At 64.0% G+C, this 26,628-nt stretch carries 19 protein-coding genes; 5 read left to right on the top strand and 14 right to left on the bottom strand.

The annotated features are described in order from the left end of the window. Positions 1-124 precede the first annotated feature (124 nt). The 7 genes from JHD67_RS07065 to JHD67_RS07035 all read right to left on the bottom strand — a co-directional run bounded on the left by JHD67_RS07065 (position 125) and on the right by JHD67_RS07035 (position 6,257). Positions 125-310, bottom strand: a complete 186-nt coding sequence (locus tag JHD67_RS07065) for a DUF2065 domain-containing protein (RefSeq protein WP_199098463.1) — start codon at positions 308-310, stop codon at positions 125-127. 12 nt (positions 311-322) lie between these two features. Next, positions 323-1,192: a protease modulator HflC gene (gene hflC, locus JHD67_RS07060; RefSeq protein WP_199098462.1), complete on the bottom strand. Its 870-nt coding sequence runs from the start codon at positions 1,190-1,192 to the stop codon at positions 323-325. Continuing rightward, a complete protein-coding gene (hflK, locus tag JHD67_RS07055; protein ID WP_199098461.1) occupies positions 1,189-2,373 on the bottom strand; it encodes an FtsH protease activity modulator HflK in 1,185 nt (394 codons plus the stop codon). The genes hflC and hflK overlap by 4 nt, the downstream gene beginning before the upstream one ends. A gap of 216 nt (positions 2,374-2,589) precedes the next feature. Further along, positions 2,590-3,903, bottom strand: a complete 1,314-nt coding sequence (gene hflX / locus JHD67_RS07050) for a ribosome rescue GTPase HflX (RefSeq protein WP_199098460.1) — start codon at positions 3,901-3,903, stop codon at positions 2,590-2,592. Positions 3,904-4,060: 157 nt separating this feature from the next. Beyond that, positions 4,061-4,330 (bottom strand): RNA chaperone Hfq, encoded by a 270-nt coding sequence (hfq, locus tag JHD67_RS07045; RefSeq protein WP_199098459.1) that lies wholly within the window; start codon positions 4,328-4,330, stop codon positions 4,061-4,063. 166 nt (positions 4,331-4,496) lie between these two features. Continuing rightward, positions 4,497-5,444: a tRNA (adenosine(37)-N6)-dimethylallyltransferase MiaA gene (gene miaA / locus JHD67_RS07040; protein ID WP_199098458.1), complete on the bottom strand. Its 948-nt coding sequence runs from the start codon at positions 5,442-5,444 to the stop codon at positions 4,497-4,499. Between the two features lie 54 nt (positions 5,445-5,498). After that, complete coding sequence (locus JHD67_RS07035; protein WP_343214320.1) at positions 5,499-6,257, bottom strand: carbonic anhydrase family protein; 759 nt, start codon at positions 6,255-6,257, stop codon at positions 5,499-5,501. 371 nt (positions 6,258-6,628) lie between these two features. Between JHD67_RS07035 and JHD67_RS07030 the strand changes: the two genes are divergently transcribed. Further along, on the top strand, positions 6,629-7,069 hold the full coding sequence (locus JHD67_RS07030) for a DUF2000 domain-containing protein (protein ID WP_199098456.1): 441 nt from the start codon (positions 6,629-6,631) through the stop codon (positions 7,067-7,069). A gap of 56 nt (positions 7,070-7,125) precedes the next feature. Here JHD67_RS07030 and JHD67_RS07025 read toward each other — a convergent pair whose 3' ends face one another. The 3 genes from JHD67_RS07025 to JHD67_RS07015 all read right to left on the bottom strand — a co-directional run bounded on the left by JHD67_RS07025 (position 7,126) and on the right by JHD67_RS07015 (position 13,936). Next, complete coding sequence (locus JHD67_RS07025) at positions 7,126-9,297, bottom strand: S46 family peptidase (protein ID WP_199098455.1); 2,172 nt, start codon at positions 9,295-9,297, stop codon at positions 7,126-7,128. A gap of 199 nt (positions 9,298-9,496) precedes the next feature. After that, a complete protein-coding gene (locus JHD67_RS07020) occupies positions 9,497-11,650 on the bottom strand; it encodes a S46 family peptidase (protein ID WP_233171694.1) in 2,154 nt (717 codons plus the stop codon). A 156-nt stretch (positions 11,651-11,806) separates the two neighbouring features. Continuing rightward, a complete protein-coding gene (locus JHD67_RS07015; RefSeq protein ID WP_233171693.1) occupies positions 11,807-13,936 on the bottom strand; it encodes a hypothetical protein in 2,130 nt (709 codons plus the stop codon). A gap of 153 nt (positions 13,937-14,089) precedes the next feature. On the opposite strand from JHD67_RS07015, the gene tdh reads away from it, so the two are divergent. The 3 genes from tdh to kbl all read left to right on the top strand — a co-directional run bounded on the left by tdh (position 14,090) and on the right by kbl (position 20,373). Then, entirely contained in the window at positions 14,090-15,112 is a 1,023-nt protein-coding gene (gene tdh, locus JHD67_RS07010) for an L-threonine 3-dehydrogenase (protein ID WP_199098509.1), read from the top strand. A 207-nt stretch (positions 15,113-15,319) separates the two neighbouring features. Further along, complete coding sequence (locus JHD67_RS07005; protein WP_199098454.1) at positions 15,320-19,033, top strand: DUF748 domain-containing protein; 3,714 nt, start codon at positions 15,320-15,322, stop codon at positions 19,031-19,033. 146 nt (positions 19,034-19,179) lie between these two features. Further along, positions 19,180-20,373, top strand: a complete 1,194-nt coding sequence (gene kbl / locus JHD67_RS07000) for a glycine C-acetyltransferase (protein WP_199098453.1) — start codon at positions 19,180-19,182, stop codon at positions 20,371-20,373. Between the two features lie 303 nt (positions 20,374-20,676). Here kbl and JHD67_RS06995 read toward each other — a convergent pair whose 3' ends face one another. The 4 genes from JHD67_RS06995 to JHD67_RS06980 form a co-directional block, all read right to left on the bottom strand. Next, a complete protein-coding gene (locus JHD67_RS06995) occupies positions 20,677-21,438 on the bottom strand; it encodes a pseudouridine synthase (RefSeq protein WP_199098452.1) in 762 nt (253 codons plus the stop codon). Between the two features lie 142 nt (positions 21,439-21,580). Beyond that, entirely contained in the window at positions 21,581-22,669 is a 1,089-nt protein-coding gene (locus tag JHD67_RS06990) for an OmpA family protein (RefSeq protein WP_199098451.1), read from the bottom strand. Between the two features lie 482 nt (positions 22,670-23,151). Beyond that, entirely contained in the window at positions 23,152-24,261 is a 1,110-nt protein-coding gene (locus tag JHD67_RS06985; RefSeq protein ID WP_199098450.1) for an OmpA family protein, read from the bottom strand. 209 nt (positions 24,262-24,470) lie between these two features. Then, entirely contained in the window at positions 24,471-25,922 is a 1,452-nt protein-coding gene (locus tag JHD67_RS06980) for a bifunctional 2-methylcitrate dehydratase/aconitate hydratase (RefSeq protein WP_199098449.1), read from the bottom strand. A 293-nt stretch (positions 25,923-26,215) separates the two neighbouring features. Here JHD67_RS06980 and JHD67_RS06975 point away from each other — a divergent pair. Next, the coding region (locus tag JHD67_RS06975; RefSeq protein ID WP_199098448.1) for a YjbE family putative metal transport protein at positions 26,216-26,628 on the top strand (413 nt) is incomplete at its 3' end.

The raw sequence follows: 26,628 nt of genomic DNA, 5'->3' as shown, positions 1-26,628 counted from the left end.
GGTTGCTGATCCATCCGCGCTCCACGCCGGCGCCGCAGGGCGCCAGGCCCCGCTTCCCGCGGGGCGACAACCAGACCATCTTGATGATCCCTGATGGGTTGAGCGGCCCATCCGCCGCATTAACTCAATGCATGAACTGCAACGCTAGCAAGCCGATTCCGATGGCCACCGCGCCGCCCGTGCGCAGCGCGCGGGGGCTGAGCTTGGCCGCTTCGCGCATGGCGGCTTGCCAGCCGCGCGGCACAGCGAACAGCACCAGCCCTTCAATCACCAGCACCAGGCACAGTGCCGCCCACAGATCATGCGACATTGGCCTTACCCATCAGCGCTTGGACGATGCGCCGTCGTTGAAATACTTCAGGAACTCCGAGTCTGGACGAAGCACCAGCACACCCTTGCCATCCTGGAACGACTTACGGTACGCCGACAGGCTTCGATAAAACGCGAAGAACTCCGGGTCCTGCCCGTAAGCCTGCGCATAGATCGCGGCCGCCTGGGCATCGCCCTCGCCACGCACCTTGGCGGCGTCGCGTTCGGCCTCGGCCTTGATCACCTGTGCCTGACGGTCGGCGTCGGCCTTGATGGTCTCGGCCGCCTGTTGCCCGGTGAAACGCAGCTCGTTGGCCAGCTGTGCGCGCTCGGCGCGCATGCGCTTGTAGACCGACTCGCTCACTTCGTCCGGCAGATCGATGCGCTTGATGCGCACGTCGACCACGGTGATACCGAGGTTCTTGTTGGCCGCCAGGTCGGTCTGCTTGCGCACCCGCTCGGTAACGTCCTTGCGACCGGCCGCCACCAGCTCCTGCAAGGTGCGTGCGTTGAATTCAAAACGCAGCGCGTCCTTTACCAGCGGCGTGAGGCGAGCCGCGGCCTGCAGTTCGTCGCCTGCGGTGGCGCGGTAGTAGGCCGCGTTGTCGGCAATGCGCCACTTCACATAGAAGTCGACATTGACGCTCTTCTTTTCGGAGGTGAAGTAACGCTCAGGCGCCGCTTCCAGCGTAAGGATGCGGTTGTCGAAGGTCATTACCTGCTGCACGAACGGCAGCTTGGCATGCAGGCCCGGCTTGTCACCGGTGCTCACGATGCGGCCGAACTGCAGCACGAGGGCGGTTTCACCCTCGTGCACGACGAACAGACTGTTGAAGCCGAGCAGCACGAGCAGCACGACGACGATGCCAGAGATGAACTTCATGGCTGCTTCTCCTTGCCGGTCAGGCTATCGCTGCCCGCGGACTGCATTACCGAACCCACGCCCTGCAAATCCTTGCCGGTGGCGCGGTCGAGCGGCAGATAAATCATGTTGCGGCCGCCGGAACCGTCCAGCACCTTGGGGTTGTTGGACATCACGTCCTCGACCGTTTCCAGCCACAGGCGGCGGCGCGTGACATCCGGCGCAGCCTTGTATTCCTTGAGGATAAGGTTGAAACGAGCGGCATCGCCGGTGGCGATGGCCGTGCGCTGAGCACCGTAACCCTGGGCTTCGGCCAGGATGCGCGACGCATCGCCGCGCGCCACCGGCACCACTTTGCTGGCATAGGCGCGGGCGTCGTTCTCGGTGGCTTGCTTGTCTTCGCGCGCGGCGTTGACGTCGTCGAAGGCGTCCTTCACTTCCTGCGGCGGCGCCACGTTCTGGAAGCTCACGTCGGTCACCACCAGGCCGGCGTCGTATTCGTTCAAGGTGGCCTGCAGAATCTCGCGGGTCTGCTGCTGCAGCGTGTCGCGGGTTTCCGTGGCCTTGGCGGCGACCATCGGCACGGCCGGAACCGCCGCCGACGGGGCACTCGCCACGCTGCTGGCTGCCGCCGGTGCGGGTGCGGCGGGTGCGGGCAGCGGCTCGTTGGACTGGCTGGTGAGGATGTTATCCATCACGTTGGCGCCCACCACCGTGCGCACGGCGGCTTCGGCGGCCTGGCGCAGCGTGTCTTCCGGCGGCCCGCTCAGCGAAAACAGGTACTTGCGCGCATCGGAAACCTGATACTGCACGTTGAAATCGACCGAGATGATGTTCTCGTCGCTGGTCAGCATGCGCACCTTGTCCGACACCGAACGAATTTCGGTGGTGCCGACCTTGGTAACCGTTTCGATGGGGCGCGGAAACTTGAGGTGGAAGCCCGGCTGCAAGGTGCGGGCGTACTGGCCAAAGCGCAGCACCACACCGGCCTGGCGAGCATCCACGATGGTGTAGCTGCTCAACAACACCCAGGCCAGCACCAGCGCCAAGGCGATGGTAAACAGGCCGTTACTGCCGCCGCCCAGCTTGCCCAGGCGGTTACGAAGCTGCTTGAGCATGTCCTCCAGGCCCGGCTTGCCGCCGGTCTGTCGGTTCTTGCCCCAGGGATCGCGCTGCCCGTTTCCGGGTTCGTTCCAGGCCATGGTCAGTCTCCTTGAGGCCGCTGGGAGGCCGGCAACATTGGCCGGAAAGCACGTTGAACGGGTTTGGTCATGGTGGCGAGGGCGTCTTGTGGCAAGGGTGCCGCCGCGGCACCGGATGGCCGCACAAACGCCGGCCATTCTACCAGAGCTGGGCCGGGATTCCTCACCAAAGGAACACGCGGGCGCCGCGCTGCGGTCAAAAGCATGGGGTGCCGTTCAGAACGCCGACTCCTCGGGCGTTCCCAATAGCTCCCGCAACAGGTCCGCCTCCGCCGTGCTGCCGCCGCTCAATGGGGCGATGACGCTGCGCGGGGCGTCGATGTTCAAGCGCCAGCCGGCTTCGTCCACCTCCTCACCCACGATGGCGCCCGCCGCCTTGAGGCGGGCATGCAAGCGGCCCGCGGAAAGCGGCAGGCGCAGTTCCGATTGCACCCGGTCACCGCCGAGCAGCTCGCCCAGCGCCTGCCGGAGCAAGTCCAGGCCCAGGCCCGTGGCGGCGGACAGCCACACCGTGGTCGGACGCCCTTCCCCGTCGCGGTCGATGCGAGGCTCCTGGCCGGCCAGGTCGATCTTGTTCATTACGCGCAGCTGCGGCAGATCGCCGGCATCGATCTCTTCCAGCACGCCATCGACCACGTGCGCCAGCCGCTCGCGTTCGTCGTCGGCGGCGTCGCTCACGTGCAGCAGCAGGTCCGCATCGCGGGCCTCGGCCAGGGTGCCGCGGAAGGCGGCCACCAGGTCATGCGGCAGCTCGCGGATGAAACCCACGGTATCGGCCAGCACCGCCGGCCCGCAGGAGAGGCCATCGAGCTTGCGCACGGTGGGGTCCAGCGTGGCGAACAGCAGATCGGCGGCGAATACCTCGCCTTCGGTCAACACATTGAATAGCGTGGACTTGCCGGCGTTGGTATAGCCCACCAGGGCCACCCGCGGCACGGTATTGCGCAGGCGGGCGCGGCGCTGCTGCACGCGCTGCGTCTGCACCTTCTCCAGGCGCTTGGAAAGCATCTTGACGCGCTCGGCCAGCAAGCGACGATCGGTTTCCAGCTGGGTTTCGCCGGGGCCGCGGTTGCCGATGGCACCGCCGCGCTGGGCGTCCAAGTGGGTCCAGCCGCGCACCAGGCGGGTAGCGAGGTGCTTGAGCTGAGCCAGCTCCACTTCCAGCTTGCCCTCGTGGGAACGGGCGCGCTGGGCAAAGATGTCCAGGATCAACCCCGCGCGGTCGACCACGCGGATGTTGAGGAGCTTTTCGAGGTTGCGCTCCTGCACGGGCGACAGCAGGTGGTCGATGAGCACCAGGTCAGCGCCCAGCGCCCGCGCCGCCTCCGCCACCTCGTCGGCCTTGCCGGTACCGATGTAATAGCGAGGGTTGGGTACATCGACGCGAGCCGTGATGCTGCCCAGGATGTCCGCGCCGGCGGAGCGAACCAGCTCGGCGAATTCTTCGGCGCGCCGCTCGGCGTCGCCCATGCCGCGCGAGTGCGGAAGCACGAGGACGGCACGTTCGCCTTTCTTTTGACGATCAAACACGAGGTGGGAAGGACCTGTATGAAGACGCCGGGCCACGAACACCAGGGTTCGCGGCCATCGGCCGGAGTGAGGAAGTGTATGTCGTTATGCCGCCGGGCGATCAAATCGCCTCGCCCCGCGGCCTTCCCTACTCAGATGGGTCGACAGGTCGCCCGAATCAACCTTCGGTGTCGGTGGAACCCAGCGGCGCCTCGCCGTGCCCGTCGTGGCCGTTGCCGACGCGTACGTTGCGGCTGGGCACCACGGTGGAAATGGCGTGCTTGTAGACCATCTGGCTGACCTGGTTGCGCAGCAGCACCACAAATTGATCGAACGATTCGATCGTGCCCTGAAGCTTGATGCCGTTGACCAGATAGATAGCGACCGGGACCCGCTCACGGCGCAGCGCGTTCAAAAACGGATCTTGCAGCGATTGCCCTTTGGACATTTCTTCTTCTCCCCTCGCGAAACGGACGGGCCGGATAAAAGACGCATGCCGCGCCCCGGCCCAAGACTCAGGAATATTAACCACTTTTAAATCGTTGATGAAAGGGCAAATGCGCGCTTTCTCAATGTGTGAAAAAGACGTTTAGAGACGGCCGATTCCGGCGTGCTCATCGACTCCCCAAAAAAAGCGCCAAGGCTTCGGTGGCCACCGCGTCGAAGCCGGGACAATCCGGATCGATCACACGCGCATCCAGCTCACCGCGCAGCCAGGTGATCTGGCGCTTGGCGAGCTGGCGCGTGGCGAATACACCGCGATCCCGGAACTCGGCCGCATCCGTCTGGCCGTCCAGATATTCCCAGGCCTGGCGATAACCCACGGCGCGAATGGCCGGCAGATCCGCGTGCAGGTCGCCCCGCGCGCGCAGTTGGCGCACCTCGTCCAGAAACCCATCCGCAAGCATGGCATCAAAGCGTTGCGCAATGCGCGCGTGCAGCGGGCCGCGATCGGCCGGCAGCAAGGCGAGCTTGAGCACGCGCCAGGGAAATCGCTGACCACTGCCGCCCTGCTGCTGCTCCGATAGCGGTCGACCGGTGAGTTCGATCACTTCCAGCGCGCGCTGGATGCGCTGGGCATCGTTCGGGCCGATGCGCGCGGCCGCGGCCGCGTCGCGTTCGGCCAATCGCGCGTGCAATGCCGGCCAGCCGACGCTGGCCGCCTCGGCGGAGAGACGCTCGCGAATGGCCGCGTTCGCCTCCGGCAACTGCGACAAGCCTTGTTGCAATGCGCGGAAATACAGCCCCGTGCCCCCAACGAGCAAAGGCACGCGCCCCTGCGCGGTGATGTCTTGCATGGCCGCCACGGCGTCCAGGCGAAAGTCAGCCGCCGAGTAAGGCTCCGCCGGGTCGCGAATATCGATCAAGCGATGCGGGTAACGCGCCAGCGTGGCGGCGTCCGGCTTGGCCGTGCCAATGTCCATGCCGCGATACACCAATGCCGAATCGACGCTGACCAAATCCACCGCAAATCGGTCGCTCAGCGTACAGGCGAGCGCGGTTTTGCCCGACGCGGTCGGGCCCATCAGAAATAAGGCCAGTGGGCGCTGATCGATCGGCATCCGCCCATTCTAGTGGCGTGCGACCGTTTAATGGTCGCCGCCGCGCGCTCAGACTCAGTCGTAGAACTCCACCTTGCCGCCGACCAGGTGGTACATCGAGCCGAGAATCTTGATCTTGCCGTCTTTCTCCAGCCCCGCCAGCACCTCGCTACGTCGGCGGATCTCGTCTACGGTGCGGCGCACATTGGTGGCCGCCACCGCGTCCACGAAGTCGGCGTTCTTGCTGCTGCGTTCGCCGCTGTAGGTGGTGGCCTCCACGGCGGGCTTGATCTTGTCCAGCAAGCCTGTGAGGTTGCCCAGCTTGGCGCCATCGATGGCACCCTTGATGGCGCCGCAGGCGGTATGCCCCATCACCAGCACCACCTTGGCGCCAGCCACCGCGCACGCGAACTCCAGGCTCCCCAGCAGATCATCGTTGGCGATATTGCCGGCCACGCGTGCGCTGAAGGTATCGCCAATACCGGCATCCAGAATGATCTCGGCCGGCGCCCGCGAATCGATGCAGCCGAGGATCACCGCCGCCGGATACTGACCATTGGCGCTGCTGCGCTTTTGCGCCAGGTAGTCGTGCACCTGCATCTTGCCGCTGCGAAAGCGCTGGTTGCCTTCCTTCATCAAGGCAACCACGCGATCAGGCGTGAGCTGGTCGCGCTGGTCCTTGGTCAGCGACATCAGGCGTACCTGTTCCGCCCATGCCGTGGGCAGCGCGCCCATGAGGCCAACGGCGGCGAGCCCCAGCGCCGACTTGAGCACCGTGCGGCGCTGGGAATCGGTACGCGTGGAGTCGCAGCATTCGTCGTTCAAGGTGTCCACGGCAGCTCTCCTGTGAATTAGCCCGCTACACGGGTGGCGCGACTCCAGCCCAATCCGCATGAAACATGCGTGAAGCCAACGAGGCGAGGAAATCAGACAGCAGCCATGGACAAATGGCATGCGCGCCCCAACGCTCACCAGTCGAAAATGCCCTTCATCGCTCACGTGGCCACGCGGCACCTACAAGCGCTTGGAACGATGCGCTACCACCATCGGTGGTAGCTGCGAGGTGCCGTGTTCCAGCGCCGGATACCGATCGCCGACTCGGCTCAACCATCAAAAGCTCGCATGCCAAACGCATGGGCCATGCATACCGGCCAACAACCTGCCCGGCATGGCGAAAACATAAAGAACCCACGGAGGATCAGGAAATGACCTACGCATACTCGGAAAGGAAAATGGCCATCGTCCTTTCCTCCGCCATGCCAGCCGGCGTGGCTTCGAACGCCTGCGCCCACTTGTCCGTGTCCCTGGGGCACCGACTTGGTCACGCGGATATGGGCGCCACCTCGATGAGTTCCGACGGAGTCGCGTATCCGGCCATTCTTAAGTACGCCATCGTCACCTTGGCTGCCAGCCCAGCCAAAACAAACACCATCGCACGCCTCGCCCAGGCTGACACCGATGTTTTGTTTGCCCGCTTCACAGAGGACATGCTCAATACCGAGAGCGACAACGACCTGCGAGTAGCCATGGGATGCAAGTCGTTTGCCCAGATGGCGCATCTGGGGGTGGGCCTGTACGGATCTGCCGAGCGAATCAAGGCGTTGACTCGCGGACTGTCGCTATGGGGACGATCCGTCACGCCATGAAGGGAGCGTGCGTGCTTCAAGGAAGCTCATCCGGCACGCACGCTCCGTCCCAAGCACTACTTGGACGATGCAGCCGGCACGCCCATTTCCCTCAGCAGGTTATCGGCGTGATCCAGGTGATGCATGACCCACAACATGTAGCGCACATCGACCTGGATGGAGCGGTTGAGCGCGGGGTTGAACAGCCAGTCGCCACTCACTGACTCCCAATTGCCGTCGAAGGCCAGGCCGACCAGGCGACCTTCGGCGTCCAGCGCGGGCGAGCCGGAGTTGCCACCGGTGATGTCCAGATCGGCCAGGAAGTCGACCGGGAGCGTGCCGAGTTTCTTGGACGCGTAACCGTCGAAAGCCTTGGCCTTGATAGCCGCCAGCTCCGCCTGCGGCGCGTTGAAGGGCTCCTTGCCGGTGGCCTTTTCAACAATGCCCTGCGCGGTGGTGAACGGCGCATAGTTCACGCCGTCGCGCGGGGCGACGCCCTGCACATTGCCGAAGGTGACGCGCAATGAGCTGTTGGCATCCGGATATACCGGCAGGTGTTGGGCATCCTTCCACGCAATCATCGCCTGCATGTAACGCGGACGCAGTTTGCTCATCGCACCCGCGCGCGCGTCCTGCTCATCCTCCACCTTCTGCAACTGCGGCTGCAGGGCCACGGCGAGTTTGAGCAGGCTGTCATTACTGGCCTCGATGGCTTTGCTGTCGGCCTTGAACCATTTCAAGCGCTCATCGACGTTGCCAAATTGGCTGCCGGCATAGAGCGCGGCCACCTTCTGCGCAATCTGCGCGTCGTTGGCGGCATCCCCCAACCACGCATCCAGCGCGGGCAGACGCTGTGCCTTGGGCAGCGCCAGATAGCGTTTGAGGCCATAGACCAGCAGTTGCTGATCGACCGTGGGATCGTAGCGGCGCTCCATTTGCGTGAGCGCGCCTTCGATGCGCACCTCGTTACGTTGCTGGTAGCTGGCGTCCCGCTCCATGTCCGGCTTGGCGCGCTCCTTGGAAAGGCGCACCAGGCGCAGGGCATTGCCCAGCATGGCGCTACGCGTAACGAGGCCGATATCCAGCGTGCGTTCGCGCGTGGTCTTTTCTTCCTCGATGGCCTGCCGCAGCTTGCCGATATCGGCGACCAGTGCCTGGTTGTCGGCGCCGCCCTGCTGTTTCAGCCACGTTTCGAGCTGCGCTTCCTGCGTGCGTTTTACCGCCACGGCATCCGCGCGACGCAGGCCTTCGAGCTGCCCGCCAAAGTTCTTCAGATAATTGTTGAGGCTGGCGACCATGCTGGCGTACTTCACGGCCGCCTTGGGATCGGCCTTGCCTGCCGTGTTGATGATGTCGAGAGTGTCCTCGTACACCTTGATCTGGGTGGGATAGGTCCAGTCGATCGCGCTCTGCACTTCATCGGCAAGGCGATAGCGGTTGGTTCGGCCCGGGTAACCGGTGACCATTACGTAGTCGCCCTCTTCCAGCCCCTGCGGATTGAGCTTGAGCACGTGCTTGGGCTGGTAGGGCACGTTGTCCTTGGCGTACGGCGCGGATTTGCCGTCCTTGGACACGTAGGCGCGCAGGTAGCTGAAGTCGCCGGTGTGGCGCGGCCACATCCAGTTGTCGACGTCGCCGCCGAACTTGCCGATGGATTCGGGCGGCGCGTAAACCACGCGCACATCCTTGATCTCCAACTGACGGATCAGCTGGTAGCTATAGCCGCCGTGGAAGGTGTAGACGTCACAGCGATAGCCTTCGATTTCGCAGGCTTTTACCTGAGCCTTGGTGGCCTGCTCGATCGCCTTGTGCCGCTCGGCGCCACTCATGGTGTCCGTCAGCTTGCCGGTGATGTCCTTGGTGACGTCACGAATTTCCTCGGTAACGAAAACGCGCATGTTCGGGTCACCCGGCAACTCCTCGGCGTGGGTCTTGGCGAGGAAGCCATCCACGATGAGGTTCTTCTGCGGCGTGGAGTTGTACTGCAGGGCGCCGTAGGCGCAATGGTGATTGGTGACCACCAGCCCCTGCGGGGACACGAACGAGGCCGTGCAACCACCCAGGCTCACGATGGCGCCCATGGGGTAGGCAGTGAGATCGGTGAGCGTGTTGGGGTCCAACTTCAGGCCGTGCTGTTTGAGCGTAGCGGCGATGGAAGGAAGCTGGGCGGGCTGCCACATGCCTTCCACGGCATGGGCGGACGAGATGAGGCCGGCAGACAGGGCCGCGGCAAGAACAAGACGACGCACGAAACTCTCCTGGTGGAACGGCCCGCCGTAGCGGGCAAATACTGCGGGCCGCGCCCCGCATGACGGGACGCTGTGTGAAGTAGAGCCGACCTGGGACGACTCGATCGACCGCCTTCATCCGTTCGAAGACGGATATGGGGCAGCTTCAGTCCCTTGAAGGCAGAGGCGCTGGATTTCCGCTGTTGCGGGAATGACGACCTTAGCGGGCGGGTACGCCCAGTTCTTTGAGCAACTCGGGGGCGGGATAAACCTTATCCATCAACCAGCGCATGTAGCGCATGTCGACATGGATCGCGCGCTTGTAGCGCGGGTCGTACATCCAGCTTGCGCTGACCGCCTCCCAATTGCTGTCGAAGTTGAGGCCTACCAGCTCACCCTTGGCGTTGACCACCGGCGAGCCGGAGTTGCCGCCGGTGGTGTCGAGGTTGCTGAGGAAGTCCACCGGCATGGCGCCGAGCTTGGCATCCGCATAGCCCTCGTAGTCACCCTTGGCGATGGCGTCGAGCAGGGGCTTGGGTGCATCGAACGGCTCCTGCCCGGTGTTCTTCTCGACGATGCCGGCCGTGGTGGTCAACGCTTCATACGTCACGCCATCGCGCGCCTTGAGCGTGGAGACCTTGCCGTAGCTCACGCGCAGGGTGGAGTTGGCATCCGGATAGACCGCCCGGCCCTGCTTTTCGCGATAGCCGATCAAGGCTTCCATATAGGCGGGACGCAGGCGCAACAGATCGCCTTCACGCGTCTTGCGCGCCTCTTCCACGCGGAGCAACGCTGGCAGCAACTGGGCTGCCAACGCCAGCAACGCATCGCCCGACTGGGCAACGCTGGCGGGCTCGGTCTTCAACCACTGCAGCCGCTGGGCTTCCTCGCCGAGCTTGGTGGCACCGTAGACGCGCTCCAGCCGCGCCGCGAGCTCGGCCGGCGTGCGGCCGAAGGCGGCGTCGAATTCCGGCAGTCGCTGGGCATCGGGCAGCTTTTGGTAGCGCACCAGCAACGCGGTAAGCAACTGCTTCTCTACCTTCGAATCGTAGCGACGCTGCACTTGACGCAGCATGCCGGCCGTCAGGTCTTCGTCACGCTGCTGGTAACCGCTCTCGCGTTGCGCATCCGGCTTGCCGCGCTCATGCGCCAGGCGCTGCAGGGTAAGCGCCGAACGCATGAGCTGGGTCTGACTCTGCAGCAGACCAAGCAGCAGGTCACGTTCGCGGTCGGCGTTACCGCTCGCGATCAGGCGATTCACTTCATCGATCTGCGGGCGCAGTTTGCCGGCCTGCGGCTGGGCCGCAAGCCACGCCATCATGGCGTCCTCGTCCTTGCGCCGGATGCTCACCGCATCGCTGCGCTTGAGGCCTTCCAGCTCACCGCTGAAACGCTTGATGCCGTTCTTCAGCGATTGCAGCTGCGAGGCATAACGGATGGCCGCCTGGCGGTCGTCACGGCCGGCGTCCTCGATTACCTGCTGCAACTGCTGCATCACCTGTACCGACGCAGGCAGGCGCCACTGCACTTGATCGGCGAACTCCGCCGCCGTGCGATGGCGATAGGTAACCCCCGGGTAACCGGCCAGCATCACGAAGTCACCTTCGTGTACGCCCTGCCTGGCGAGCGGCAAAAACGCCGGCGGGCGATAAGGCACATTGTCCTTGGCGTAGTCGGCCGGCTTGCCATCCTTGCCGACATAAGCACGCAACACGGTGAAGTCACCGGCGTGGCGCGGCCACACGAAGTTATCCACTTCGTCGCCGTAGTTGCCGATGGCGCGCGGCGGAGCGTACACCAGGCGCACGTCGCGCAGTTCCAGCTGCTTCACCAGGTAGAAGTCGCGGCCGTAGAACATATTGACCACGCTGCATCGCATGCCAGCCTCACGCTCGCATTCGGCCACCAGCGCCTTGCTGCTGGCGTCCACGGCGTCGAAATAGGCGCGCCCGGTCTTGCCTTGGGCGGCAGTGAGTACCTTGTCGGTGACCTTGTCGAAGCCGGTGGTGACGCGCAGGCGGAAATCGGGATTGGCCGGCAGCTCTTCGGCACGATCGTGCGAGACGAAGCCGTTCTGGATCAGGTCGCGCTGAGCGTTGCTGTTGTACTGGATGACGCCGAACGCCACATGATGATTGGTGAGCACCAGGCCATCGGTGCTGACAAACGCGCCGGTAGCGCCGCCCACCTTCACCACCGCATTGAGCGGCGCCTTGGTGAGATCGGCCAGCTCGGCCGGGTTGCCCTGATATCCGGCCGCACGCAGCTGACGGGCGATATCCGGCAATTGGGAGGGCATCCACATGCCTTCGTCGGCCTGTGCGGCCGGTGCCAGCGCCACAGCCATCGCCAGGCCCATCGTCTTCAAGCGCATTCGTCGTCCCTATGGGTGATCGCAGAAACTTGCGACATTAGAACGAAGCGCCCCGTGCAGCAACGCTGCACCGCACACAAACAATGGCGCCGGACGACGGCAAAACCCGGCATATCCGCTACCCGCCGCCTTGGCCTGACGGGTAGCGGGCAACGATCAACGGCAGCCTGGCATGCCCGCCGGTGGCGGCAAGGCAAGGAATACGGTGCTCCAAAGCTGGGCCGCGTTGGATTCGTCTTCGTGCGCCCCTTCGGCGCCAAACGGCTCGATGCGGTAGTGGCCGTTCGCATACGACCAGGACCACAGCTCCGAAGTGCGCACGGCGCTGGCACCGCAGATGCCACGCCACAAGGTGGCCTGTGCCTGCTGCAGATGCGCACGGGTATCGGCCGGAAGATCGTTGCGGGCAAGCTGGCGCTTGAGGCCAGCGGCCATCATCGCCTGTTGCCAGGCCCACACCACCGTGCCGTGATACGCGTTGTTGCCAAAGCGCGACCACACCTCGCCATCGGCGTACGCGGGGTTAGCCACCACCATGCCGGCATCCGTCATCAGGCCGGCCGGGAACGGCCGCATCAGGCTGCCGATGTTCTGCTCCAGCACCGCCGCGCTGGGCTTGCCGAACATCAGGCGAAAGCCCTCATCGGAATGCAGTACGGGCACCGGCTTACCCTGCGCATCCAGGGAAATGGCGGGGAAATCCAGCGAGCGATTACCCAGGGCCGCAAGCGCTGCGTGGTCCGACACGCCCACCTTGGCCGCATAGGCGCGCACCTGCTCGGCCGCACGCTCTTGGCTCAAGTGCACGGTGAACAGCGCGGAAGCATCCCGCTCCCACGCATCGGCATGGCTGGCAGCGGCACGCAGGCGCTCGCGCTGGGCGGGCGTGGTGTAGTCGTCGAGCAGGCCGGCATCGAGGAACTGGCCGATCGCGCGCAGCGCCGCCGGCATCCAGATGGCGTTGACGTCATAGGGGTAGCGGCCACGGCCGATGCCCTCGTTGCTGTCGCGCCACTGCCCCACCGGAGCGTTGGGCTTGAGCGACACCAAATTGGAATACACCGGCTTCTGCGCGAAAGCGTCGCTGCTGGCGGCAACGAACAGCAGGTTGCGTACCAAGGCATCGCCTTGGCGCTGGCCGGGCGCACCGCTGGCGAGGAACGTGCGCGCGCCCTCGCGACCACGCGGATCTTCCAGCAACCAGGCGGCGGCGACCGGCGGCAACATGTAGTCATCGTCGACCATCACATAGTCGTAGATGGGGTCGGCCGATGGCTTGCCCTGCTCCTTCAAGTGCTGCAGCACGGCAAATTCGCCGATGCTCTCCTCGTGCGCCACTTCACCGCCGGGCGACAGACGCGCCAGCACCGAGGCAATGCCGGCGTCTACCGCGGCCGGCTGCAATACAGGCATCAGCAAGCGCAGCGACATCAACGTGTCGCGGCCAAAGTAGGTATCGAAACGCCAGGAACCAGCGAGGAACTTCTCGCGGTAGCTGAGGAACTGCAAGGCGTTGCGACTGCGGGCATCGGCCTGCGCGTGCTCGTTGAGCACATGGGTGAACGGAGTGAGCGGCGTTTCGCCGGTGCTGGCCTCGATGCGCAGGTGCAGCGGCTGGCCTGGGCGATCCGGGCGCAGCACGATCTTGCCGTTCTCGCGCGTGATGCGTCCGTTGTCGGTGCTGAGCGCCATGGCGTAGCCCGGTGCGCCATCCACGCGCTGACGCTGCCACTGCACGGAGCGGTCCGATAGCTCGGGCGTGGCCGCCACCTGTTCGGGGTAGCGATGTTCGAGCTGGTAGTCGCGCAGCACGCGGATGCTGCTGAGCACAGCGTCCTGCACCACCAATGCGTCGGCCATCACGCTCGCCTCGGCGACGATGCCGTTCCAGGGGTGTCCATCGACCGTACGGTGCAACCCCTTCACTTCGCCCAGATTCCAGCTCACCGGCTTGGCGGTGGGCTCGAACCATAGGCCCGTACCACTGTTGCCCGCGGGGAAGGCCACCAGCACACGCGGTTTGTCGCCCGCATTGAGCAGCAAGTGGGCCGACACGTCGCCCTGCTGGTAGAAGGCGTTCTCGATGCGCCCCTCGGTAATGCGGAACTGCAGCGGCGCCGGGTCGCCCGGCTCTTGAGCGTGCAGCGACCAGGCTGGCGACAGCCCCGCCACGGCCAGCGCCAGCACCAGACCGGAGCGGCGCAGCGCGCTCCGGAGGGCGTATTTACCCCGCTGTCCCCGCCCCACCGACCCAGCCTTGACCGAGCCCAACATCTTCAAACGCATTCGCTTATTCCTATCCGCTGACGCACAAAGTTGCGACCATAGAAGGAACCGCCAGGACCGGCAACGCTGCACTGCACGAAGTCTGTGCGGGTTCCCCCTCCTATAATGTCGGTTTTCCTGCCCTTCCCCCACGGAAACCCCATGCCTCAGATGATGAAAGCCTTGGTCAAGCGCAAGCCCGAGCAGGGCATCTGGATGGAAGAAGTGCCCGTCCCCGAGGTCGGCCCCAACGAGGTGCTGATCAAGATGGAAAAGACCGCGATCTGCGGCACCGACCTGCACATCTATAAGTGGGACGACTGGTCCCAGCGCACCATCACGCCGGGCCTGACCATTGGCCACGAGTTCGTGGGCCGCATTGTCGAGATCGGCCCCGGCGTCACCGGCTACAAGGTGGGTGACCGCGTTTCGGCCGAAGGCCATATCGTCTGCGGCCACTGCCGCAATTGCCGCGCCGGCCGCCAGCACCTGTGCCCGAACACCATCGGCATCGGCGTGAACCGCAACGGCGCCTTCGCCGAATACATGACCATGCCGGCCTCCAACCTGTGGCCGATCCCGGACCAGATCCCCTCGGAGCTGGCTGCCTTCTTCGACCCCTATGGCAATGCGGCGCACTGCGCGCTGGAGTTCGACCTGATCGGCGAGGACGTGCTGATCACCGGCGCCGGCCCCATCGGCATCATCGCCGCCGGCATCGCCAAGCACGTGGGCGCCCGCAACGTGGTGGTTACCGACATCAATGATTACCGCCTCAAGCTGGCCGCCGACATGGGCGCGACGCGCGTGGTGAACGTGGCCAACCAGTCGCTCAAGGACGTGATGAAGGACCTCCACATGGAGGGCTTCGACGTGGGCCTGGAAATGAGCGGCAACCCGCGCGCCTTCAACGACATGCTCGACTGCATGTACCACGGCGGCAAGATCGCCCTGCTGGGCATCCTGCCCAAGGGCGCCGGCATCGACTGGGACAAGGTGATCTTCAAGGGCCTCACCCTGCAGGGCATCTACGGCCGCCGCATGTACGAGACCTGGTACAAGATGACCCAGATGGTGCTTACGGGCTTCCCGCTGCAGAAGGTGCTCACCCACCAGATCCACATCGACGACTTCCAGAAGGGTTTCGACCTGATGGACGCCGGCAAGTGCGGCAAGGTGGTGTGCTCCTGGAACTGACCGGCGGCGTGGAGCCTTCGGGTTCCTGAACGCACGTCATGACCCCTGCCTCTTTGCAGCTCACAGGCGGCAAAAAGGCGTATTTGAACGACGGCCGCCCGAGTAGACTCTCGCTCTGGGCGGCCGACAGTTTCATTGGAGTAGTGAAGGTGGGGGCCAGGCGGCCCGCACCGGTCGGCACGCGATGTCACCTGGAGCATCGTCGGCATGGCTGACTTATTCGGCAAACCCCATCTGGCCGCTGGACGCGACCGCGCCCTCGCCGTCTATCACTCGCACCGCGTGCGCAAGACGCTGCTGATCCTGACCATCGTACTGGTGGTTTTCGGGCTGCTCGGTTTCTTGCTGGCGCCGCCCATTCTGCGTAGCCAGATCGAGAAGCGTGCCAGCGCTGCCTTGTCGCGACCGGTGACCTTGCGGGCGGTGCACCTCAACCCATACACGCTGCGCCTGCAGCTGGATCAACTGCATATCGGTGATCGCGACGGCAAATCGGCCTTCGTGGATATCGATCAGGCGGTCATCAATACCTCGTGGGCGTCGGTGTTCCGTATGGCGCCGGTGCTGGACGAACTGTCGCTGCAGCACCCACGCATCCGCATCGTGCGCGCGGCCGATCAGCGCTTCAATTTCACCGATCTGATCGAGCGCTATGCATCGCAGCCCTCCGACCCGAAGGCGCCGCCGGCCCGCTTTGCGCTGTCCAACATCAGCGTGCATAACGGCGACATCCAGTTCGATGACCAGCTGACCAAGACCGAGCACCACGTCGAACAGTTGGAAGTCGGCATCCCCTTCATCGCCAACCTGCCCAGCGCCACCGACGTATTCGTGCAGCCCTTGCTGGCGATGCGTGTGGATGGCAGCCCGATCCGGATTTCGGGGCAGACCAAACCGTTCGCCAACACGCGCGAATCCACCATCGGTTTCCAGCTCGATCATCTGGATCTCTCGCGCTACCTGGGCTATGCGCCCAAGCCGCTGCCCATCGCCATTCCGCAAGGCCAGCTCAGCGGCAAGCTCGACCTGCATTTCCTAGAGGCCGAGCCAACCCCGCAACTGCAGCTCACTGGCAACCTGCAGTTGGACCAATTCACCCTCAACAGCAGCCAGGGCGATGCCATCGCCAAGCTCGCGCATGGCAGCGTGGAGCTTACCGACGTACAACCGCTGGCCTCGCGCTACCACCTTGGCGCGTTGAAGCTCGACCAGGCCCAGGTGTACTACACGCAAAAAGCCGATGGGCACACCAACCTCGACACGCTCACCAGCACGCCAGCGCCAACCGAAGCCGACAAGAAGGCCGAGCCGACCGACCTGCGCATCGCTTCGCTCATCCTCGACGGCAGCGCCGTGCATTACGCCAGCGGGGATCAGGGCAAGCTGGATCTCGAAAAGCTGCACGGCAGCCTTACTGGCCTGAGCCTGCTCAAGGCGCCAGCGGCCAAGCTGGATCTCAATGGCGAGCTGTTCGGCGGCAGCATCGGCGCCAAGGGCAGCGTGGACCTCGCCGCCAGCAAACTCGACACCACCTTGCATTTGAGCCAGGTGGACGCCGTACCGCTGCAGGCCGTCAGCTATCAAGGCGTGGCCGCGCGCGTTACCAAGGGCAAGCTCGATGCCGATGGCCAGCTCCAGCTCGACTGGGGCAACGCCTTGAATGTGCATCTGGCCAATGCCCAGGCAAGCATCGATGACTTCGCCCTGGAGCCGCAATACAAAAGCCAGGGCGCGCCCGTGGCATGGGGCAAGCTGGACGTGGAGATCCGGCAGGTTGACCTGGCCAGCCGCCACGCCGAGCTCGGCAAAGTCACCGCCACCGGCATGCAGCTGGATATACGACGCAACGAAAAGAAATACATCACCCTGCTCGACCTGTTCGCGGCCAAAGGCGCACCCAAGAAAGGGGCGAGCGACAACGGCAGCCCCTGGCACTGGAGCATCGAGCGCCTGGGCGTGGAAAGCGGCAGCCTGCAATTCACCGACTTTGCCGCGGGTGCCACGCCAGCCAAGCTGAAGATCGAGTCGCTCAAAGGCAGCATGGAGCACATCAGCGACCGCCTCAACGAGCCGCGCGAGGTGTCGCTGGAAGGCAACATCGGCAAGGGTAGCTTCGCCCTGTCCGGCAAGGTGCAACCCACGCCCACCATCGCGGACCTGGAAATCTCCTCCAAGCAGGTGGATATCGCCAACTTCGCGCCGTACATCAGCGTGCCGTTGAACGTCACCATTTCCAGCGCGCGCATCACCAACAAGGGCAAGCTGCATTACGACGGTCGCGGCGCGGAGCCCAAACTCAGCTTCAAGGGCAATGCCGCACTGGAGCAGGTCCGCATACAGGACAAGCTTACGGGTGACGATTTCATGCGCTGGCGCGCGCTGAGCGGCACCAACATCGACGTCAACTACGGCCAGGGCACACCGCGCATGCACGTGGGCAGCCTGGTGCTTAGCTCGTTCTACGCACGCATGATCGTCAACGCGAGCGGCAAACTGAACCTCTCCGACGTGGTTGCCAAGCCGGAAGAAGCGCCGGTATCGGTGACTCGCGCCGAAGGCTCGCCGCTGCCCGCAGCTCCAGCAGCTCCAGCAGCTCCAGCAGCGCCTGCAGCCCCCGTTGCCAGCACGGCCACGCCGGCTCCCGCGAGCGCGGCAACCACCGCCGCGCCCGCGACAGCAAGCGCACCCGGCCCATCTGCCGCGCCCGCCGCCGATATCCATATCGGCGGCATCACACTGCTCAATGGCCAGCTCAACTACACCGACAATTTCATCAAGCCCAACTACACCGCCAACCTGACCAAGCTCACCGGCAAGATCGGCGCCTTCGGTACCACGCCTGGCGATCCGCCCGCCGACCTTTCGGTACAGGCCGCGCTGGATGACAACTCCCCGGTAGACATCGACGGCAGCATCAATCCGCTACAGCCCGTCGCCTTCCTCGATATCAAGGGCAAGGCCAACGAGGTGGAGCTGACCCGCCTCGCCGCGTATTCCACCCGCTACACCGGTTACCCGATCACCGCCGGCAAGCTTACGGTGGACGTGCATTACATGCTGGACCAGCGCAAGCTCAAGGCCGACAACCATATCTTCATCACCCAGCTCACCTTCGGCGATCGTGACGAGAGCCCGGGCGTCAAACACTTGCCGGTAAAGCTGGCCGTGGCCCTGCTCAAGGACACCGATGGCAACATCGATGTGAACGTGCCCGTATCCGGCTCACTGGACGATCCCCAGTTCAGCATGGGTGGGCTCATCTGGCGCGCCATCGGCAACCTCATCGCCAAGGCCGTCACCGCGCCGTTCCGGCTGCTGGGCGCCGCGTTCGGTGGCGGCAATCATGAGGATCTGGGCTACGTGGAGTTCGACCCAGGCTCCGATGTGCTGGACAGCAAGGCGCAGGAGCGGCTGGGCAAGGTGGTGGCCATGCTCAGCCAGAAGGCTTCGCTTAACCTGGACATCATCGGCCGCGTGGACCCGAGCAAGGATCAGGACGGCCTGCGCAAGTTCACCGTGGACGCCATGGTTCGCCGCGCGAAGCTCCTGGACCAATCGGGCAAGAACGCCGACACCTCCGATGCCGCGCTAGCCGCCGTCAACGTGACACCCGACGAATACGAGAAGTACCTCAAGCGTGCCTATAAGGACGATGACTTCAAGGGCAAGCCCAAGAACCTCATCGGCCTGAAGAAGTCGCTGGAGCCCGATGAAATGCGCAGCTTGATGGAAACCAACGTGCCAGTGGACGACAAGGCCATGCACGACCTGGCTGACCGCCGCGCCGCCGCCGTGCAGGCCTGGCTGAAGGGCAAGCTGGACGACAAGCGCTTCACGGTGAAGCCGCCCCAACTCGACACCAAGGGCATCGACGACCAGGGCAAGACCACGCGTGTGGAGTTTGGCCTGCACCAAGGGTGAGATGTCGCCAGGAACGCAGGAACGCGCTTGCCGGGTACACGCCCGCAAGCGCGATGCGCACCACGCCCTGACCCCGGCCTCCCTGATTCCTTCCCAGCGCCGCCCCAAGCGATCAAAATAAGCCTTTGACCCGCTGGAATATCCCCATGAGCTACCCCGGCCAGACGCGCTTCGCCGCCGAACTCGAATCGATCCGTGAGCAAGGCCTGTTCAAGGCCGAGCGCATCATCACCTCTCCGCAGTCGGCCAAGATCCGCCTGGATAGCGGCAAGGAAGTGCTCAACTTCTGCGCCAACAACTACCTGGGCCTGGCTGACCACCCCGAGGTGATTGCCGCCGCCAAGGAAGCGCTGGATACCCACGGCTTCGGCATGGCCTCCGTGCGCTTCATCTGCGGCACGCAGGATCTGCACAAGGAACTGGAGAAGAAGATCGCCGAGTTCTTCGGCACCGAGGACACCATCCTCTATGCCGCGTGCTTCGATGCCAACGGCGGCCTGTTCGAGCCGTTGCTGGGCGAAGAGGATGCGATCATTTCCGATGCGCTCAACCACGCCTCGATTATCGACGGCATTCGCCTGTGCAAAGCCAAGCGCTTCCGTTACGCCAACTGCGACATGGCGGACCTGGAGAAGCAGCTGCAGGCGGCCGACGCCGCAGGCGCGCGCACCAAGCTCATCACCACCGATGGCGCTTTCTCCATGGACGGCTTCATCGCGCCGCTGGACCAGATCACCGCACTGGCGCGCAAGTACAACGCCCTGGTGCACATCGACGAATGCCATTGCACCGGCTTCCTCGGCGACACCGGCCGCGGCTCGGCTGAAGTGAGCGGCGTGCTTGACCAGATCGACATCATCACCGGCACGCTGGGCAAGGCCTTGGGCGGCGCACTGGGTGGCTTCACCACCGGCCATCGCGAAGTGATCGAGATGCTGCGCCAGCGCTCGCGTCCGTACCTGTTCTCCAACTCGCTGCCACCGCACGTGGTGGCCGCAGGCATCAAGGTGTTCGACATGCTTTCGAACGCTGGCGATCTGCGCGAGCAAGTGAAGACCAACACGGCGTACTTCCGCGAGCAGATGACCAAGGCCGGTTTCGACATCAAGCCGGGCGTGCATCCGATCGTGCCGGTGATGATCTACGACGCCAAGAAGGCGCAGGCCATGGCGGCCCAATTGCTGGACGAAGGCATCTATGTCACCGGCTTCTTCTACCCGGTGGTGCCGCAAGGTCAGGCCCGCATCCGCACGCAGATGAGCGCGGCGCACACGCACGAGCATCTCGACCAGGCCATTGCGGCGTTTACCAAAGTAGGCAAAAAGCTGGGCGTGATCTAAACACACCGCAATGAAGAGGGCCCCGGCAAGGGCCCTCTTTCCCTCAGTTACGCTCTCACCATCACGGCGCGTTGCAGCGCAGCTGCTGTGTGCTGGCGCAGGATTACCATCCGGACTCGGCCCCTCCCGAGCGTTTCCCTGCGAAATGCGGCCGGCGCTTCAGGCCATTTTCTGTGGGTTACTTTCCCCGGGCCTGCAAAAGAAAAGTGACTCGGCCGCAGGCAGGCCGTCGAAACGCCCGCCGCGCAGACGGCAACCAGGGAGAATCGCCGCAACGGAGGCGCAAAGTCGCCGAATGACTCGCTACGCTTGCCCCAGCACCCGCACCTCGGCCTCGCTGAGATGCCGCCACTGCCCCTTGGCCAGCTCGCCGAGTGCCAGCGGCCCGATCGCCACGCGAATCAATCGCAGCACATGGATGTCGTGCGCCGCCAGCAAACGGCGAATGTGGCGATTGCGGCCTTCATCCAGCACGATTTCCAGCCACGCGTTCTTCTCACCACGGCGCAACAGCGTCGCGCGCCGCGCAGCGAGTCGCTCGCCCTGCTCCACCACGCCGTGCACCAAGGCTTCGAGCAGCGCAGTATCGGGTACGGCATCGATCTGCACGTGATACGTCTTGTCCACGTGATGCTTGGGTTCGGTAAGCCTTGCGGCCCAGACACTGTCATTGCTCAGCAGCAGCAAACCCTCGCTGGCCTTATCCAGGCGTCCCACCGGCCCCAACCACGGCAAGCCCGCGTCCTTGAGCACGTCGTACACCGTATCTCGGCCCCGCTCGTCCGCCGCGCTCACCACAATGCCGCGTGGCTTGTTGAGTGCGATGTACACACGCGCGCTCGCCGCGACCGGTGCGCCATCCAACAGAATGCGCTGACGTTGAGGGTCTGCCGAACGCTCCGGGTCGAGCACCACCTTGCCGTCCACGCTCACACGCCCCTCTCGCACGGCCTTTTCCGCCTGACTGCGCGAACACACACCCAGCTTGCTGATGACACGAGCAAGCCCGTAGCGCGGAGCGGCGCCAGGAACAGGGGATCGAGGGGATGAACGAATTGGGCGCATCACGGTGCTTGGACAACAGGTTATCGGACAGCGGGGTTGGCGCTAACGCTCGCCATGGTAGGCGATCCGCCGCTGCAAATGCGGCGCGCAAAAGAAAAGCCCGGCTTGCGCCGGGCTTTTCAGTACTACGAGGCAGCAGAGATTACTGCTGGACCTGCAGCTCGGTGCGACGGTTACGGGCGCGGCCCGAATCCGTGTCGTTGCTGTCGATCGGATCGTTCTTACCGTGGCCGATCGGGCCTTCCAGACGGCTGGCGGCGATGCCGTGAGCGGTCAGGTAGTCGTACACGATCTTGGCGCGACGCTCGGACAGCGACTGGTTGTACGCGTCCTTGCCCACCGAGTCGGTGTAACCGGCAACGGAGACCTTGACCTGCGGGTAACGCTGCAGGGTGTCCACGGCCTGGTCGAGGATGGCCACCGAGTCAGCGGTCGGCTCAGCCAACGCCTTCTTGATGTCCTTCTCGCCAACCTTCGGGCGGTCGAACTTGAAGTTCACGCCACGCAGGTCGATCACAACCTTCTGCGGGCAGCCGTCCGGACCGACGATCGTGCCTTCCGGCAGATCCGGGCACTTGTTGTCGCACAGGTTCACACCGTTGCGGAACTGCTTGGAGCAGTCCGGAGCCACCGGAGCGACCGGAGCCACTGCGGCCGGAGCAGCAGCCGGCTCACCGAAGCGCGACACGATGCTCAGGCCCAGGAACCAGTCGCCGTAGCCGTTCTTGGCAACGTTCGACTTGTCGTCCCAGTCGTAGCGGTAGCCAGCTTCGACACGGATGTCGGTGCTGTCGGTGACGGTCTTGGACACGCCGCCGCCCAGCTCAGCCGCCGGCGACCAGCCCTTGTCCATCGGGTTGCGGTGGTAGCTACCCATCACGCCCACGAGGGCGTACGGACGCCATGCGTTCCAGTCGCCGTAGTAGAAGCGAGCCGTCACACCGTAGTTGTTGTTCGCCCAAGTGCCACCGTTGTTATCGAGGTCACGCTTGGTGCGGTCGATGAACAGGTCGATCGAGGTGTTCGGAGCAATGAAACGACCAACGCCCAGGCCGTAGTAGAACTGACGGCTGTTGGTGTTGCGGTCGGTGTCGTTGTAATAGCCGCCCACGGTCGGGGCGATATACCAACGGCCGTCATAGCTCGGCGAGGACGCGCTGTCCTGCGCGTGCACTGCACCCATGCCGCCCAGGGCCAGGGCGATCACGAAATACAAGCCCTTACGATTCATCAGATGTCTCCTCATTTTATTGGTATCTGCGTCCGTTCCACCCCAGACGGAAAACGCACGTCATAACTGACTTCATCATCCAGGGACTTGTCCTGTCCCTCGCTTTGCGACCCGAATCCAAAGAGTCTCAAGACCACAAGCGCGGCGAAGTGTAGCAAAACCGTTAAGCGCATCGCACGTAGTGCGAGACGTGTCCGGTGAGGCGTGGTTCAGGCAAGCACTGTTTTGCAAAAAACTCGCGCACTCGCACTGCGACAACATGTCGCGTCATCGCGCATCGCATGGATGCGTGTGGGGCTGTTGTATTCATACGCGCGCGTGCATAGCGCCCACACGTAGACAAGCATTGCACCCGCACGCATACGTGCGCGCGTGTTCGCGCGCGAGCAGCGTCCCCACGTACGCCTTATGGAGCGCCATGCAGCCGCAAAAGAAAAGCCCGGCTTGCGCCGGGCTTTTCACCATCACTGCGAGCGATGGAATTACTGCTGCACCTGCAGTTCCGTGCGGCGGTTGCGAGCGCGACCGGCGTCGGTGTCGTTGGTATCGATCGGATCGTTCTTGCCGTGTCCAACCGGACCCGACAGACGGCTTGCATCGATGCCATGCGAGGTGAGGTAGTCGTACACGATCTTCGCACGACGCTCGGACAAGCCCTGGTTGTACTGCTCCGTACCGACACCGTCGGTGTAACCGGCCACCGTGACATGCACCTGCGGATAACGCTGCAGGGTATCCACAGCCTGGTCGAGCACGGCCAGCGAGTCCTTGGTCGGTTCGGCCAGCGACTTGGCAATGTCCTTCTCGCCCTTCTTCGGACGATCGAACTTGAAGTTCACGCCACGCAGGTCGATCACGACCTTCTGCGGGCAACCATCCGGACCGACGATCGTGCCTTCCGGCAGATCCGGGCACTTGTTGTCGCACAGGTTCACGCCGTTGCGGAACTGCTTGGAGCAGTCCGGAGCCGCCGGCGGCGGGGGCGGCGGAGTCGGCGCAGCAGCCGGCTCGCCGAAGCGCGACACGATGCTCAACCCCAGGAACCAGTCACCGTACCCGTTCTTGTTGGGCTGCGACTTGTCGTCCCAGTCGTAGCGATAGCCACCTTCAACACGAACATCGGTGCTGTCAGTGACCGTCTTGGACACGCCCAGGCCGAGCTCAGCGGCCGGCTCCCACGAGCTGTCGACCGGATTGTGATGGTCGCTGCCCATCACAGCACCCAGGATGTACGGGCGCCAATCGGTCCAGTCGCGGAAGTAGTAGCGCGCGGCAACACCAATGTTGTTGTTGAACCACGTGCCGCCACCAAGGTTGCTGTCCACGGTGCGCTTGGTGCGATCGAAGAACAGGTCCAACGACAGGTTGGGGGTAAAGAACTTGCCCACGCCCAGGCCGTAGTAGAACTGGCGGCTATTGGTGTTGCGGTCGGAGTCGTTGTAGTAGCCACCCACGGTCGGGGCGATGTACCAACGACCGTCGTAGGTCGGCGTAGAGGTCGGAGTGGAGCTCGAAGTGTTGTCCTGTGCGTGAACGGCACCGGCGCCGCCCAGGACCAGGGCGATAAGAATGTACAAGCCCTTACGTTTCATCAGGTGTCTCCTCGTTTATTGGTGTACGCGTCCGTTCACCCCAGACGGGAAAAGCATCAGCCGTGGATTCCAGTTCCTATAGAACTCACGGACATGATTTCGAACCTAGTAGAGCCTATTTACCCGAAACGGGCGCGGAGTAGTTTAGCAAAAGTTAAACAATTGCAAATCGACCCCAAACGCTCGTTCATTTTCGGGTCACGCCGTCTTTACAGCGTGAAGAGACCCAGGAATTCCTGAACGGGCATGGTATCCAGCCTGACTGGCTCCGCCGTGGCCTCCAGGATGGCCCTGACCCGGTGAGCGGGCAGATGTCCACGCATGGCCCCCTCGAACTTCTTAAGTAACAGCGGGATGCCCTCGGCGCGCCGTTTGCGATGGCCAATGGGATAGTCGACGGACACCTTATTTGTATGGGTGCCGTCCCTGAAGAACACCTGGACCGAGTTGCCGATATAGCGCCTGGCGGGGTCAAAGTAGTCCCTAGTGAACTGGGGGTTCTCGCTGACGACGGTCTTCTCCCGCAGCGTATCGATGCGGGGATCGGCCGCCACCTCGTCGCTGTAGTCCTCGGCCGTGAGTCGGCCAAAGATCAGGGGCACCGCCACCATATACTGGATACAGTGGTCGCGGTCGGCATAGTTGGCCAGGGGCCCGGTCTTATCGATGATGCGCATCCCCGCTTCCTGGGTCTCGATCACCACTCGCTCCACCTGCTCGAGCTTGCCGGCCACCGCATCGTGCAGCTGCATGGCGCACTCCACCGCCGTCTGGGCATGGAATTCCGCCGGAAAACTGATTTTGAACAGCACGTTATCCATGACGTAGCTGCCAAATGGACGCTCGAACCGGAACGCATGGCCCTTGAAGGCCACGTCGTAATAGCCCCAGGTCTTCGCGCTGAGCGCCGAGGGGTAGCCCAGCTCGCCACGATAAACCGCATCAATGGCGTGGATGACGGCGCGACGGCAGGCATCGCCAGCGGCCCAGCTTTTGCGGGGGCCGGTGTTGGGGGCATGGCGGTAGGTGCGCAGCGCGCCGTTGTCGATCCAGCCCTGGGACACCGCAGCGATGATCTGCTCCCGGGTGCCGCCCAGCATGGCCGTGGCCACGGCCGTGGAGGCCAGGCGCACCAGGATCACATGATCCTGGCCGACGCGATTGAAGCTGTTCCCAAGGGCATAGCACCCCTGGATTTCGTGCGCCTTGATGGCATAGGTGAGCACGTCGCGGACGGTCATCGGCTGCCCGCCTTCACGTTCGGCCTTGCGGCTGAGGTAATCGGCTACGGCCAGAATGGCCCCCAGATTGTCCGAGGGGTGGCCCCATTCCGCGGCCAGCCAGGTGTCATTGAAGTCCAGCCAGCGGATCTGCGTGCCGATGGCGAACGCCGCCTGCCCCGGGTCCAGCTCATGGCTGGTGCCCGGCACGCGCGCGCCACCCGGCAACGTGGCGCCGGGCACCAACGGCCCCAGGTGCTTGACGCATTCGGGGAACTTCATCGCCATCATGGCGGTGGCGAGGGAGTCCAGCAGCACGTAGCGCGCGGTGTCATAGGCCGCGGCCGAGTCCACCGGGTAGTCGATCACGTAGTCGGCGACCTCGACCATCGGCGCGTCGGGTTCGGGACGCTGGGCGGAACGGATGTCAGGCGCGCTCATAAGGCCCATCCAGTCGCAACGGCGAAGCGGTCATTGTAGCGGCACCATGATCGCTGCCATCCAGGGCTCCGCTTGACGGGTATGGCGGTCCACATCGACAATGTTTCGATACTGATCCCAAAAGGGAGTAGTTCCGGGCACCTGCTTTGGGTGCTCACGCGGTGATCGTCATCACGAGCGCACAACACGCTCCGGGCACCGCGGCGGCTCTGCCGCGAACGAGACTTTTGCAGTAGCGACGGGCCGCGCGTGTCCGTTGCTGCTGCATTTGTCCGACGCGCAGAGACCCTTTCATGGAACTGACCGGTACCGACTTCCTCTCCAGCCTGCTGGCCATCGTGCTGCTTGACCTGGTGCTCGCTGGCGACAACGCCATCGTGATCGCCCTCGCCGCGCGTAATCTTCCTGGCCATATCCAGAAAAAAGCCGTGCTATGGGGCACCCTTGGCGCCATCTTTGTACGCCTGGCGTTGACCGGCGTGGTGGTCTACCTGCTGCACCTGCCCGGACTGATGCTGGTCGGCGGCCTGCTGCTGCTACCCATCGCCTGGAAGCTCCTGCAGCCGCAAGCCGAACATACCCATGGAGTGAGCGCCGCCGCCAGCTTCTGGACCGCCATGCGCACCATTATCGTCGCCGACGCTCTGATGGGCATGGACAACGTGCTGGCCATCGCCGGCGCGGCCAAGGGGCACATGGGCTTGGT

Origin of the sequence: Dyella sp. ASV21 (assembly GCF_016428975.1) — a bacterium.
Taxonomy (GTDB): domain Bacteria; phylum Pseudomonadota; class Gammaproteobacteria; order Xanthomonadales; family Rhodanobacteraceae; genus Dyella.
This window is presented reverse-complemented; position numbering and strand designations above follow the sequence as displayed.